11 protein-coding genes are annotated in these 12,954 nt (G+C 70.1%); 2 read left to right on the plus strand and 9 right to left on the minus strand.

Features of this window, described 5'->3' with window-relative positions; translation table 11 throughout:
- Positions 1 to 41: 41 nt before the first annotated feature.
- Positions 42 to 545: a DUF1269 domain-containing protein gene (locus ABZ914_RS34085; protein WP_500198308.1), complete on the minus strand. Its 504-nt coding sequence runs from the start codon at positions 543 to 545 to the stop codon at positions 42 to 44.
- 200 nt (positions 546 to 745) lie between these two features.
- Here ABZ914_RS34085 and ABZ914_RS34090 point away from each other — a divergent pair, with 200 nt between their 5' ends.
- The gene (locus tag ABZ914_RS34090; RefSeq protein WP_500198310.1) at positions 746 to 1,426 is read left to right on the plus strand and encodes a GAP family protein; all 681 of its coding nucleotides are present in this window, start codon (positions 746 to 748) and stop codon (positions 1,424 to 1,426) included.
- A gap of 59 nt (positions 1,427 to 1,485) precedes the next feature.
- Positions 1,486 to 2,571: a SulP family inorganic anion transporter gene (locus ABZ914_RS34095; protein WP_500198324.1), complete on the plus strand. Its 1,086-nt coding sequence runs from the start codon at positions 1,486 to 1,488 to the stop codon at positions 2,569 to 2,571.
- A 367-nt stretch (positions 2,572 to 2,938) separates the two neighbouring features.
- Here ABZ914_RS34095 and ABZ914_RS34100 read toward each other — a convergent pair whose 3' ends face one another.
- The 8 genes from ABZ914_RS34100 to ABZ914_RS34135 form a co-directional block, all read right to left on the minus strand.
- Positions 2,939 to 3,598, minus strand: coding sequence for an SGNH/GDSL hydrolase family protein (locus ABZ914_RS34100; RefSeq protein ID WP_500198311.1), 660 nt, complete (start codon positions 3,596 to 3,598; stop codon positions 2,939 to 2,941).
- Positions 3,595 to 4,653: an amidohydrolase family protein gene (locus ABZ914_RS34105; protein WP_500198313.1), complete on the minus strand. Its 1,059-nt coding sequence runs from the start codon at positions 4,651 to 4,653 to the stop codon at positions 3,595 to 3,597. The genes ABZ914_RS34100 and ABZ914_RS34105 overlap by 4 nt, the downstream gene beginning before the upstream one ends.
- A gap of 7 nt (positions 4,654 to 4,660) precedes the next feature.
- Complete coding sequence (locus ABZ914_RS34110) at positions 4,661 to 6,271, minus strand: beta-N-acetylhexosaminidase (RefSeq protein WP_500198314.1); 1,611 nt, start codon at positions 6,269 to 6,271, stop codon at positions 4,661 to 4,663.
- Positions 6,272 to 6,282: 11 nt separating this feature from the next.
- Entirely contained in the window at positions 6,283 to 8,289 is a 2,007-nt protein-coding gene (locus tag ABZ914_RS34115) for an NPCBM/NEW2 domain-containing protein (protein WP_500198316.1), read from the minus strand.
- 10 nt (positions 8,290 to 8,299) lie between these two features.
- Positions 8,300 to 9,847: an alkaline phosphatase D family protein gene (locus tag ABZ914_RS34120; protein WP_500198317.1), complete on the minus strand. Its 1,548-nt coding sequence runs from the start codon at positions 9,845 to 9,847 to the stop codon at positions 8,300 to 8,302.
- A gap of 12 nt (positions 9,848 to 9,859) precedes the next feature.
- Positions 9,860 to 11,170 (minus strand): ABC transporter substrate-binding protein, encoded by a 1,311-nt coding sequence (locus ABZ914_RS34125; RefSeq protein WP_500198319.1) that lies wholly within the window; start codon positions 11,168 to 11,170, stop codon positions 9,860 to 9,862.
- A 15-nt stretch (positions 11,171 to 11,185) separates the two neighbouring features.
- Positions 11,186 to 11,995 carry a carbohydrate ABC transporter permease gene (locus tag ABZ914_RS34130; RefSeq protein ID WP_500198321.1) on the minus strand — a complete coding sequence of 270 codons (810 nt, stop codon included), beginning with the start codon at positions 11,993 to 11,995 and terminating at the stop codon, positions 11,186 to 11,188.
- A 9-nt stretch (positions 11,996 to 12,004) separates the two neighbouring features.
- Positions 12,005 to 12,954, minus strand: a 950-nt coding sequence (locus ABZ914_RS34135; RefSeq protein WP_500198323.1) for a carbohydrate ABC transporter permease, incomplete at its 5' end; no start/stop codon positions are given.

Genomic DNA, 12,954 nt, shown 5'->3' on the forward strand with positions numbered 1-12,954 from the left:
CACCGTCCGGTCGGTGAGCACCAGGCGAGGCTTCAGAAGGGTCAGGCCGGTTGCGGTGCGCGGGCGGCCTTGACCGCGTCGCTCAGGTGCTGCTCCTGCTCGGTGGTCAGCGAGGTCCGCAGCAGCCGTCCGCCCAGCGGCGCCATCTCCGGGACGACCTTGTCGGGGTTGCGCTTGTCGACCAGGACGAACACGGCCGCGCTGCCCGGGGCGAGATGGTCGCCGAGGTCGCGCATGAAGCCGTCGTCGATGCCCGCGTCGGAGGCGGCGCCCACGGCGGCGCCGGTCGCGCCGCCGATCGCCATGCCCAGCAGTGGCATGAAGAAGATCAGTCCGATGAGCCCGCCCCAGGCGGCGCCGCCGAGCGCGCCGCCGGCCGTGAGGTTCCCGGCCTGGTGAAGTTTGATCTTGCCGTTCTGGCGACGTTCGACGACGACCACATCGGCGAGCTCGATAACGTGCTCTTTCTGTAGCTGGACGAGCTTGTCACGCGCTCGCTCGGCCGTGGCGAGGTCGTCGTAGGCGACGGCGATCAGGTCACTCATGGTCCCCCCTTTGGCGGACCGCTGCCCGGTCGTCGGGCGCGGAGTTTGCAGGTCTTGGTTACCTACCTCCCGGCATTCCAAGTTCCGGCCGCGTCCGGCGATGAGTCGGCAAAGCCTGATGGGCGGCATTTACAGGGCTGATCGCAGTGGGTATCCCGCCAGCCGATGGCCGCTTGCGGCGGCCGGGTTCGGGGGGCGACGTGGGAGAGGTCATCGGGACGCTGCTGCCGCTGGCGGTCGGAGTCGCGGTCAGTCCCATTCCGATCATCGCGGTCATCCTCATGCTGCTGGCGCCGCGCGCCCGCGCCACGGGCCTGGGTTTCCTGGCGGGCTGGGTCGGCGGTGTGCTCGCGGCGACCGTCGTGCTCCTGCTGATCGCCAACGGGCTGGGCATGAACGCCTCGCCCGGGCACCCCAAGACCGGTGTCTCCTGGATCAAGCTGCTGCTGGGAGTGCTGTTGCTGATCCTGGCCGCCAAGCAGTTCACCGCCCGTCCCGATCCGGGAGAGCAGGCCGAAATGCCTGCGTGGATGAAGGCCATCGACACCTTCACCCCCGTCAGAGCGGCCGCGCTGGGCGTACTGCTGTCCGCGGTGAACCCGAAGAACCTGATGATGTGCGTCGCGGCCGGAATCGCCATCAGCCAGGGGCAGCTGAGCGTCGGCGACCAGATCGTGGCCGTCGCCGTCTTCACCGTGATCGCGGTGTCCAGCGTGGCCGTCCCCGTCATCGTCTACGTCGCCGACACCGAACGCATGCGCCGGCCGCTGGACGCCCTGAAGACCTGGCTCGAACGCAACAACACCACGGTGATGTTCGTGCTGCTGCTGGTCATCGGCGTCGTCCTGATCGGCAAGGGCATCGGCGGGCTCATCGGCTGACCGGCCCGCCTGGCCGGCGACCGGGATCGCGGACGTTCGCCGCGCTGATCGCCTCGCTGCTGACGGCGATCGTCGCGGCGCCCGGCAGCCGACAGTACGTCGAACTCGCCTACGCCCAGGCACTGCTCTGCGCCGTCGTCTTCCTGCTATTCGCCGTGTTCCGGCTCGGGTTCCTCGCCGACTTCCTGTCCGATCCGGTCCTCGTCGGGTTCATCGCCGGGCTGGCCATCGAGATCCTCACCAGCCAGACCGAGAAGATCCTGGCCGTCAAGACCACCGCCGACCACTGCTTCCCGGAACTCTGGCAGATCATCACCAGGGTCCCGGACGCCCGCGGCTGGAGCGCCGTCGCCGCCGCCACCGGCCTGGACGAGCACGGCGTCACCATCCTCGGCACGGTGCCGTCCGGCCTGCCGACCCCGCACTGGCCGCACGTCTCGCTCGCCCACTGGGCCGCGCTCGTCCCCGGCGCCATCGCCATCTGCGCCGTCACCCTCGCCGACGGCCTGCTCACCGCCCGCCGCTACGCCGAGCAGCGCGGCTACCCCATCGACGCCGACCAGGAATTGCGTGCCTTCGGCCTCGCCAACATCGCCGCCGGACTCACCCAGTCCATGACGGTCGGCTCCAGCGCGTCCCGCACCGCCGCGATGGACGCCGCCGCGTCCCGTTCCCAGATCCCCAGCCTGGCCTGCGCCGTCCTCGTCGCCGTCCTGCTCACCTTCTTCAGCCGGGTCCTCGCCTACCTGCCGAGCGCGGCGCACGCCGGCATCGTCGCCGTCGCCGTCGTCAAGCTCATCGACGTGCCCGCGTTCGCACCGCTCTGGCGGCTGCGCCGCTCGGAGTTCTGGATCGCCGCCGCCTGCGCACTCGGCGTCCCCGTCCTCGGCTCCCTCACCGCGGTCATCATCGCGTTCCTGCTGTCGGCGGTCGAGGTCGTCCGCCGCGCCGCACGACCCGCCACCGCCACCGCCACCCAAACCCTCCACGAAGTCGCGAGCACTCTCACCGACCGCGAGATCACCTTCGCGATCAGCCGCACGACGGCCACCATCACCAGCCTGCTCACTCACTACGGACTGGACGACATCCCGCTCTACGACTCCAACGAAGAAGCCGCGCAGGCCTTCCGAACGACCGGCTGACCACACCCCGCACCTTTACATGAGCGCCCCCGGCCCGATGGGACGAACCGGGCCAGGGGCTCGGCCGGGGTGCCGGTCAGTTGGCCCGGTCGGCGAACTTGCGCGCAACCTCGAGAAACTGTCACGTGTCGAGCAGGAGACCCCCTGCGTCGCTGAACCGGCTCTCTTCCGACGCCGCTGGGCGGACACCTGGCACTTGCCAGGTGCGGTTCATCGCCTCCGCCTCGGAGACCTCGACCCTTCTTACCGGGCGTGTGCTCCGGCCCACTGCAGGACGTAGGCCGTGCGGTGGACCGCAGCAGCGAACCCTGACCGCTCGTCGAACCGGAACTTCGATCGGATGGGCCCACGAAACAAGCACCGGGCCCTAGAGGCCGAGCGCGATCCGGTACCTGTTGTAGATCGCTCGGTGCCCGGTGTCGTTCGGGTGGAATCCGTCGGTGGTGTATCCGCCGAATGCCGGATCTCCCGTCGGGTTGCGGTTAGGGGTGTGGTCGAACAAGTCGGTGAAGGGGACGTACATGCCGTCGTGCTTATGCGCCTGCTCCGCGATCAGCGCGTCGTAGTGCGCGACGCGCTCGCAGTCGGTCCATGCCCCTCCGTTGCTCGGCATCCATGCTCCTCCGACCACCAGCAGCGCGTCCGGTGCGGCGCTGCGAACCCGGTCCAGCGCAGAGGCGCAGTCGGAGTCGAAGGCGTCGTACTCCTGCGCCTCCCGGACGTTGTTGGTGCCCAGCATCACGAACGTCAGGTCCTCGCCGCCGCTGACATTGGAGACCGAGGTGAAGACGGTATTGCCATTGGCATTGTGGGTGTGGTCGTAAGCGCCGTAGACGACCGGGCCGACCGACTCGAGGCGGGCCCGCATGAGATACCGCCAGGAGTTCTCCAGCGTGCTGGCGAAGGATCCCCGATAGCCGACCGAGTCGCCGAGGAAGTTGACTCGCAACGTTCCACTATCGGGCCAGGTGATTTTCCCTGCCTGCGTCACTTTCCGGTCCCTTCCGTGTTCTTCCTCCGCGTTCACGCCGGCCAGTGGAGTAGGCGCAAGGCGTTGCCGCTGTACACCCTTTCCAGCACGTCGCCGGGTAGGTCGAGTGCGGATATGGCCCAGCGTCCCTGGGGTGGAATCTCCTCGTCAGGGGCGTACGGAAAGTGTTCGTCGGCGGTCTCCAGGAAGCGGTAGTGCGTGGGGTACGAGGACGCCGAGAGCGGGAAGGCGTCGGTGCCGAACAGGACGCGGTCGGGGTGGCGGGTGAACAGTGTCCGGGCCGCGCGGGGACGGCGGCCGAGTTCGGCGAGCCTGCCGGCGATGTCGATGTGGAAGTTCGGATGCTCGTCCAGCATGCGCGAGACCCATCGGAGGTCCTCGGCGTAGCAGCCGACGTGCGCGCCGATGAAGACGGTGCGCGGGTGGGCGGCGACGAGGCCTTCCAGGGCGTCCATGAGTCGTTGGAAGGACGGAAGGCCGGGGCGGTCGAAGTGCCAGTCCGGATGGGCCAGCAGTTCTTCGAGCCGCTCGTTGTGCCGGTCGGCGGGGTGGAAGAACGCCACCGGATCGGCGGTGTGGATCAGCACGGGCAGGCCGAGTTCGCCGGCTGCGGCGAAGACGGGGGCGAGGCGCGGATCGTCCGGCAGGACCAGGCGACCGTCGGGTCCGGTGTAGTGCAGGCCGAGCGTCTTCCAGACCTTCAGGCCGCGGGCGCCGCGCGCGTGCGAGTCTTCGAGGCTGCCCACCAGCCGGTCGACGCCGTCGCGCTCGCGGAGCAGGCCCCAGTCGAGCTGGCAGAACGTGAGGAACCGGTCCGGGTGGGCGCGGTCGTAGCGGTCGAGGTTGGCCGACAGCTCTTCCGCCCACATGCCGTCGAGGTTCACGATGGCGGCCACGTCGTGCTCGTCCATGAGCGCGAGCAGCCGGCCCACGTCCGGCGCCATCCATCCGCCGTCTCCGGTGAGCCAGCGGCCGAGGTGGTTGTGGACGTCGACGCATCGGTACCGCGGCCGCGGGACTTGGCTCCCGGGGATGGCGACGCTCGGGCGCGGCGCATAGTCGGACAGCCGCAGGCCGTGGAGATCGGGCATGGCCGCCTCAACGGCCTTCGCGGAGCGGGCGGGTCCATTCGGAGACCTTCGCCTGCCAGGCGTCGTCCTCCTCGGGACGCCCGGACACGCCGGGGCGGCGCTGCCAGGGCAGCGGTCCCGCCTCGGGACGGTACTCCACGCCGAGTGCGGCGAGGCGGTCCAGGTGGGCGTCGAGCCGCCGCCGGAAACCGGCCGGGTCCCGGTCCTCGGTGCTCCACACGGTCTCGGCGAAGGCGGCGAGCCGGGGGAAGGCCATGTAGTCCAGCTGCCGAGGGGAGTCGATCAGTTCGGTCCACAGGCAGCACTGGGCGCCGAGGATGTGGCGGGCCGCCCGGTCTCCCGCGAGCGCGGGCGGGACCGGTTCGAAGGCGTAGACGTCGTCGACGGTGAGGACGGTGCCGAACGGCACCGGTTCCTGGTCGCCGGGCGCCTGGCGGTAGTCCAGGTAGACGGAGGTGTTGGGGCAGGGGACGACGTCGTGTCCGCTCTTGGCGGCGACCACGGTGCCGTGGTCGTCCCGCCACGAGGTGATGACGGTGTGCTCGGGCGCGCCCCTCCCCTCCAGGATCTCGTCCCAGCCGACCGTGCGCCGTCCGTGGGCGGCGAGGTGGCCCGCGATCCGGCCGATGATCCAGCTCTGCAGGTCGGCCTCGTCGCGCAGGCCGAGCTCGCGGATCCGGCGCTGCGCGGCCGGGCTCGCCCGCCACTGGTCCTTGCGGCATTCGTCGCCGCCGATGCTGATGTACGGGCTCGGGAACAGCTCCACGACCTCGTCCAGGACGTTCTGGAAGAACGCGATCGTGTGCTCCTCGGCGTTGAGGACGTTCGGGCCGACGCCCCAGGTCGTGGCGACGTCGAGGGGGGTGTCGAGGTTGCCGAGCTCGGGGTGGGCGGCGATCGCCGCCTGGGTGTGGCCGGGAAGGTCGATCTCCGGGACGACGGTGATGTGCCGCTGGGCGGCGTAGGCGACGATCTCGCGGACGTCGTCCTGGCTGTAGTAGCCGCCGTGGGGTCGCCCGTCGCCGGGACCGTTCCATCCGACCTGGCTCTCCCGGCGCCACGCACCGACTCCGGTCAGCCGCGGATAGCGCCTGATCTCCAGCCGCCAGCCCTGGTCGTCGGTGAGGTGCAGGTGAAGGATGTTCAGCTTGTGCAGGGCCATCAGGTCGATGAAGCGCAGCAGGTCCGCTTTGGGGAGGAAGTTCCGGGCGACGTCGAGAAGGCAGCCGCGCCAGGCGAAGCGCGGCCGGTCCTCGATCCGGACGTGCGGCAGCGGGAGGCTCCGGCCGGCGGCGGCCTTCCGGTACGCCTCGGGCGGGAGGAGCTGCCGGAGGGTCTGCGCGCCGTAGAACGCGCCCGCGCCGTCGGCGGCCTCGATGTGCGCGCCGCCGTCCTCGATGCTGAGCCGGTACGCCTCCGGTGGCATCTCCCTGACCGCGAGCGTGATCCCGCCGGGCCGCGGCCCGGGCGGCAGCTCGCCGCCGGTGACGGGGCTCAGCTCACCGCGCAGCCAGGAGGCGGCCTCGGCGAGCGCGGGGTCGGCGGTCAGGGTGGTGTGCCGGTCGAGGACGAGCCGTCCCGGACGTGCGTCGAGACGTACCGGTTTCGGAATGATCATCGATGCCCCCGTCAGTCGCAGGTGATCTTCGCGTCGGCGAAGTCGGTGTGATCGAAATAGGCGTTGTCGCCGCCGTTGGTGGCGACGAGGCGGATGTACCTGGCTCCCTTGACGGACGCCGTGACCTTCTTCGGTGCGTTGTCGCCGGTGAGGACGCCGGTGCGGGCGGCCAGCTCCCCGTCGGCCCACACCTGGAAGTCCGCCGAGCCGCGGACGGCTCCGGGCGCGTCGACCTCGTCGTCGATCCCGGCATAGAACTCGACGGTCGTGCAGCGTCCGGCCGTGTAGTAGCCGATCTCGGCGGGGGCCTGCGCTCCGAGGCCCTTGGCGTACCGGACGCCACCTATGGTGAGCGGTTGCCCGTCGCCGGCGGCGGCGTTGCCGCCGCTCATGTCCTTCTCGACCGGGCCGAGGTGGTTCACCATCGTCGCCCACGGCACGTCACTGAGGTAGTTCGTACCGGAGCCGGGGGCGGTCGCCACATGGACGACCGCGCTCCCGTCGAGCCCGTCCTTCCAGCGGTCGGAGGTGACTTGCCCGGTCAAGGGATAGTCGCGCTGCGCGGCTCCAGCGGGCGGAGTGATCGTCCATCGGGTGGTGAACGCCGCACCCGGCGCCAGCCTCTCGGAGGTGGACGGGGTCACCGCCTTCGCCTTCCAGCCCTCGGGCACGGTCAGCGAGACGGCGACGTTCCGTACCGGTGCGGTGCCCCCGGTGTTGGTCACCCGCGTCACCAGGGAGCTGTCCTTGCCGGGCTCGACGGTGGTGGGCCGGGTCTCTCCGAGCACGGTGGCGGGGTCGATCTCGTAGGTCGGCAACGGCGCGGCCGGATCCCGCCGCGTGCTGACGCGGTACATGACGGTGCCGTGCGCGGGCACCGCCGCGGAGATGTCCCCGGTGGTGCTCCAGACGGCCCCGGACCAGAGGTCTTCCACGCGGTAGCGAGACGCGGCGGGCAGTTTCAGTTCGCTCGCGGTGGTGGAGATCGTCTTCTCCCGGTCGCTCTCGTTGTAGAGGGCGACGGCCGTGTCGCCGCCCGCCAGCGGCCGGGACAGGACGTGGTACCAGCCGTCGGTGCGGGCGAAGGCGGCAGGACGGCCGAGCGCGTCCTGATCGACCGCGACCACCCGGGGATCGGCGACGATCGCGGCGGGCGCCCTGTCCGGAGCCGCCTGCAGGATCAGCGGGGCGGCGGCCATCGCCCACAGGCTGACCTGCGTGCGGTACTCGGTGTCGGTCATGCCGCCGAGCCCCGCCTGCAGCAGGTCCGGGTCGGCGTGGCTGCGCGGGCCGGCGTACTGCAGGCGCAGCATCGCGGTCTCCCAGATGCCGAGCATGCCGGTGTAGGAGTCCGAAATCGGCTTGGTGACGACGTTCGTCCGCCAGGTGGTGGCCAGTTGCCCGCCCCACAGCCACGGGACGCTGTTGCCGTCCTCGTTGTTCATGGCGAAGGCGACCCCGTCGCCGAGCGCCTCGCGCATGCGCGGGTAGAGCTTCTGGGCGATGGCCTGGGAGTTCTGCCCGGGGAAGTCGGCGGTCGGGATCGAGCAGTAGTCGTACTTGACGTAGTCGACGCCCCATTGCCTGACGAGCGCGCCGTCGTCGGCCTCATGTCCGTAGGAGCCGGGACCGCCGCCGACGCACGTCTTGGTGCCCGCGGACAGGTTGAGACCGAACTTCAGGCCCGCGGCGTGGACGGCGTCGACCAGCGCCTTCATCCCGTCGGGAAAGCGGCCGGGGTCGGCGGCCAGCCGTCCGGAAGAGTCACGCTTCCCGGCCTCCCAGCAGTCGTCGATGATCACGTAGCGGTAGCCGGCGGCCTTGAGCGCCGCCAGGCCGGTGGCCGCCTGGCGCACCGGGGCGTCGGCGACCGAGCAGCCGAGGGCCCGGCTGCTCCAGCCCATCGGCGGAGTGTCGATGGCGGGCGGCGCCGCCGAGCGGGCCATCGCGCCGGACTGCGGCACGGTGGACATGGCGAGGAGCACCGCCGCGAGGTCGGCGGTCACGCGTCTGCGCATGATCGTCCTGTCAGGCCGGGTGGAGGCTCGGGTCGCCCGGCTCGATGGCGAACGAGCCGGAGGTGTAGGCGAGCGCGTAGGGCTGGGTCACGACGGGAAGCGATCGGAAGTCGACCGTCATCTCCCGTCCGGAGATGACGCTGCGGACATAGCCTCGCCGCCCGTTGAAGAACTTGACGTGCGGGTTCTCGGCGAGCAGCTGCCCGGTGTTGGGGTATTCGTCCAGGCCGTTGCCCGCGGACGTGACCGACGTGCTCACGAGTTCGACCGCCACGGACTTGGACTCGGGGTCCTGGTAGTCGCGCTTGACCTCGCCCGCCCAGTGCGAATGCACGTCACCGGTGAGGACGACCCCGTTGCGCTTGTTGTCGTCGATCGCCGCGGCCACGCGGTCGCGGCTGGCGGTGTAGCCGTCCCAGCCCTCGTTGGAGTAGCCCTTCGCCTCGCCGTTCGTCCAGTCCATCTCCATGAAGAAGACCTGCTGGACCAGCAGGTCCCAGGTGGCGCCGGACTCTTTCAGCTGACCGGCGAGCCAGGCCTCCTGCTCCTGGCCGAGGATGGTGCGGTTCGGAGCGAGGCGTTCCGTGCAGTCGGGGCCGATCGTCCCGGACTTGCCGTCGTTGCAGGCGTACAGGTCGCGGTACTGGCGGGTGTCGAGCAGGTGGAGGTTGGCGATCGATCCCCACCGCACCGTGCGGTACAGGTGGAGCGCCGCGCCGACGGGCTTCTGCGCGCGGCGCAGCGGCATGTTCTCGTAGAACGCCTGGAACGCGGCGGCCCGTCTGGGCAGGAACGGCGGGTCGGGCTGTTCGGGAACGTCGCCCGCCCAGGCGTTCTCCACGTCGTGGTCGTCGAAGACGGTGACCCACGGCGCGATCGCGTGCGCGAGCTGCAGCTCCGGGTCGGTCTTGTGCTGGGTGTGCCGCAGCCGGTAGCCGGCGAGGTCGAAGCACTCGCCGCCCGCCTGGTCCCGCACGGGGTATTTGTAGTCGCCGTACTCGTAGATGTAGTCGCCTAGGAAGGCGATGAGGTCCGGATGGTCCTCCGCCATCCTCCGGTAGGCCGTGAACCAGCCGACCTGGTAGTCGGCGCAGGAGGTGAAGGAGAGGTTGAGGTCGCGGCCGCTCGTGCCGGGCGCCGGCGCGGTGAGCGTCCGCCCGACCGGGGACACCTGCCCTGCGGCCTTGAAGCGGTAGAAGTACTCGGCGCCGGGCCGCAGGCCGTCCAGTTCGACGTGCACACTGTGCGCGGACTCGGGGACCGCGACCTGCGTGCCCCGCCGGACGACCTTGCGGAACCGCTCGTCCTCGGCGACCTGCCATTCGACGGGGACGGGCCGGTGCGGCATGCCGCCGAGGCCGTCGGCGGCGAGCGGGTCGGTGGCGAGGCGGGTCCACAGGACGACGCCGTCGGAGGACGGTTCGCCGGAGGCGACACCGAGCCGGAACACCTCGCCCAGCGGGGCGCGCCGGGCCGCCGCGCGCACGGGTGGGACACCCAGTGCGGCGGCGATGCCCAGGCTCGCGCCCCCGGCGAGAAGGGAACGCCGGGTGATCATGGGGCTCCTCGACTACCGGGCCAGCGCGTCGCCGTCGCGGACGGCCTGGTCGGCGGCCTGCTGCGGGGTGAGCTTGCCGAGGTACATGTCGTTGAAGGTCTGGTTGAGCTTGTTCTCGAACGCGGTGAAGCCGGTCGTGACCGGCAGGTTGAACGTGGCGCCCCGCGACTCCTCGAGGAAGGGCGAGACGTCCAGGCCCTTCTGCTTCCAGTAGTCGAGGTAGCCCTGGGAGAGGCCGTTCAGCGCGGGGAAGACGTAGCCGCCGTCCGCCATGATCTTCTGTGCCTCGGGCCCCGAGAGGAACCGGGCCAGCTTCATCGCGGCCTCCTTGTGGGCGCTTCTGGAGTAGACGGCCTCGGAGAGCCCGTTGATGTTCACGACGCGTCCGGCGGGGCCCGCGGGCATGGCCGCGATGCCGATCTTGAAGTTCGCGCCGGGGGCGACGAACGGCAGGAGCGCGTTGTTGGCGGGGAACATCGCCACCCGGCCCTGCTTGAACATCTCGTTGATCTTGTCGCTGGGCGGGTTGGTCTGCGCGGCCGGCGGCGCCACGTGGTACTTGTTCACCAGGTCGACGCCGAACTGCAGGGCCTGCACCGAGGCGGCGTCGTTGAAGGCGTACTTGCCGAACGGCTTGTCGACCAGCTTGCCGCCGTTGGAGCTGACCCAGTTCATCCACTGGGTCTGGTAGTGGTTCCAGGACGCGAAGCCGTACTGCTTCACCTTGCCGGCGTCGAATCCCGCCTGGTCGGGATGCCTGCCCTTGTCGTCGACCGTCAGCTTGCGGGCCGTCTCCAGCAGGGTCCCCGAGCCGTCGGGCGTCCAGGTGAGCTTGTCCGGCATCGTGACGCCGGCCTTCTTGAACAGGTCCTCGTTGTAGAGGAGGCCGACGATGCCGAAGTCCTTCGGCACGCCGTAGAGCTTGCCCTTGTAGGTGTAGGACTGCACGACGTTCGCGTTGTACTTGGCGGTGTCGAGCTTGAGGCCGTCCAGGTCGGCCAGGATCCCCTTGGTGACGAACTCGGGGAACTGCGAGGTCTGCATCCAGAAGACGTCCGGTGCCGTGCCCGCGACCGCGTCGGCGGTCATCTTGGTCCAGTACTGGTCGTACGGAAGCAGCTCGATCTTCACGTGGACGCCGGGGTCGGCCTTCTCGAATGCGGCCATCACCTTCTGGTAGCCGGCCTTCTGCTGGTCGTCCCAGAGGCGGTAGGTGAGCGTGACGGAGTCGCCTGAGCCGCCGGAGCCGCCGCAGGCCGTCGCGGTGGACAGGAGTGCGGCGCCGAGCACGGCCGCGATCGTGCGGATTCGGGGGGATGTCATTGCGGCTGACCTCTTCTACTTGAGGCCGGTGAGGACCACCGAGCGGACGATGTATCTCTGGAAGGCGACGAACACCGCGACCATGGGCACCAGGGCGATCAGGGCGGCGGCGGTCATCTGGTTGGGGTCGACCCCGATGGCGCCCTTCAGCCCGGCGATCCCCACGGTGACGACCCTGGTGTCGTCACCGCTGGTGATGATCAGCGGCCACATGAAGTTGTTCCAGGACGAGATGACGGTGATGATCGCGAGAGTGCCCAGGGCGGGGCGCGACAGCGGCAGGACGATGCGCAGCAGGATGGTGAGCGGCCCGGCGCCGTCGATGCGCGCCGCGTCCTCCAGCCCGGCGGGCAGGGCGCGGAAGAACTGCCGCATCAGGAAGATCCCGTACGGCGTGCCGAGCAGGTACGGCGCGAGCAGCCCCCACCAGGTGTTGACCAGGTGCAGCTCACGCATGATCAGGAAGAGCGGGATCATGGTGACCGCGCTGGGCACCATCATCGTGGCCACGTACAGCCAGAACAGCACGTCGCGTCCGCGGAAGCGCAGCCTCGCGAACGCGTAGGCGGCGAACGTGGTGAACACCAGCTGCCCGGCGTTCAGCGCGGCCGTCATCAGCAGCGTGTTGCCGAGGTAGCCGGCGAAGCCCGAGTGCAGGACCCGGTCGAGGTTGGCGAAGGTGGGCGGCAGCCCGGGCTCCCACGGCTCGGTGCGGCTGAGCTGCCGGGGCGTCTTCAGCGCGGTCAGCGCGACCAGGAGGTAGGGGAAGACGGAGACGAAGGCGCCGGCGACCAGCGTGGCGTAGAGCGCGGTGCGCTTGACCATGGTCCCTCCTCAGCTCAGGTCGTAGGTGGTGCGCTTGGCGAAGAACCGGACCTGGGCGAGCGTCACCGCGAGGATGAGCAGGAACAGCAGCGCGGCCAGCGTCGAGGCGTACCCGAAGTCGAACCGGCGGAAGGCCGTCTCGAAGATCCTGAAGTTGAGCACCTCCGTACTGCCGCTCGGCCCGCCGTCGGTCATCGCGTAGACCGTGTCGAAGATCTGGAACGCTCCGACCAGGTTCGTCACGGTGACGAAGAACGTCGTCGGGTTCAGCAGCGGCAGGGTGATCTGGAAGAAGCGCTGGACCGGGCTCGCGCCGTCGGTGGCCGCCGCGTCGTACAGCTCCTGCGGGATCCCCTGCAGCCCGGCAAGGAAGAACAGCATGGTGTAGCCGCTGTACTGCCACACGTTGACGAGCGCGACCGACGGCAGCGCCCACGACGGGTCGGTCAGCCAGTCCGGCCCGCTCACCCCGGCGACGCCGAGCAGCTTGTTCAGCGCGCCGTCCCGCGGGTCGAAGATCCACGTCCACACCAGGCCCATCACGATCGGCGTGGCCATCCACGGCACGACGAACAGCGCGCGGTAGAACGCCACGCCCCTGACCCGCTGGTTGAGCAGCAGCGCCAGCAGCAGGCCGAGGACGGTCTGCGCCGGGATGCTCAGCAGGACGAACAGGACCGTCACCCAGACCGAGTGCCACGTCCCGCCGTCCCCGGCGAGCCGCCGGTAGTTCGCCAGGCCGGCGAAGGACGGGCTGGAGAGCAGCTCCCAGTGGAACAGGCTCAGCCCGAGCACGATCAGCAGGGGCAGCAGCAGGAAGGCGAACACTCCGAACAGGCTCGGAGCGACGAACAGGTAGGCGTACCAGTTCGTGCGCCACAGGCGGCGGCGCGGGCGGGCCCCGGCTCCGCGCGCGGCCGGCCGGCCATCGGCCGGCTCCTCGGGCGTGCCTGCGGGCG

Origin of the sequence: Spirillospora sp. NPDC046719 (assembly GCF_040645715.1) — a bacterium.
Taxonomy (GTDB): Bacteria; Actinomycetota; Actinomycetes; order Streptosporangiales; family Streptosporangiaceae; genus Spirillospora.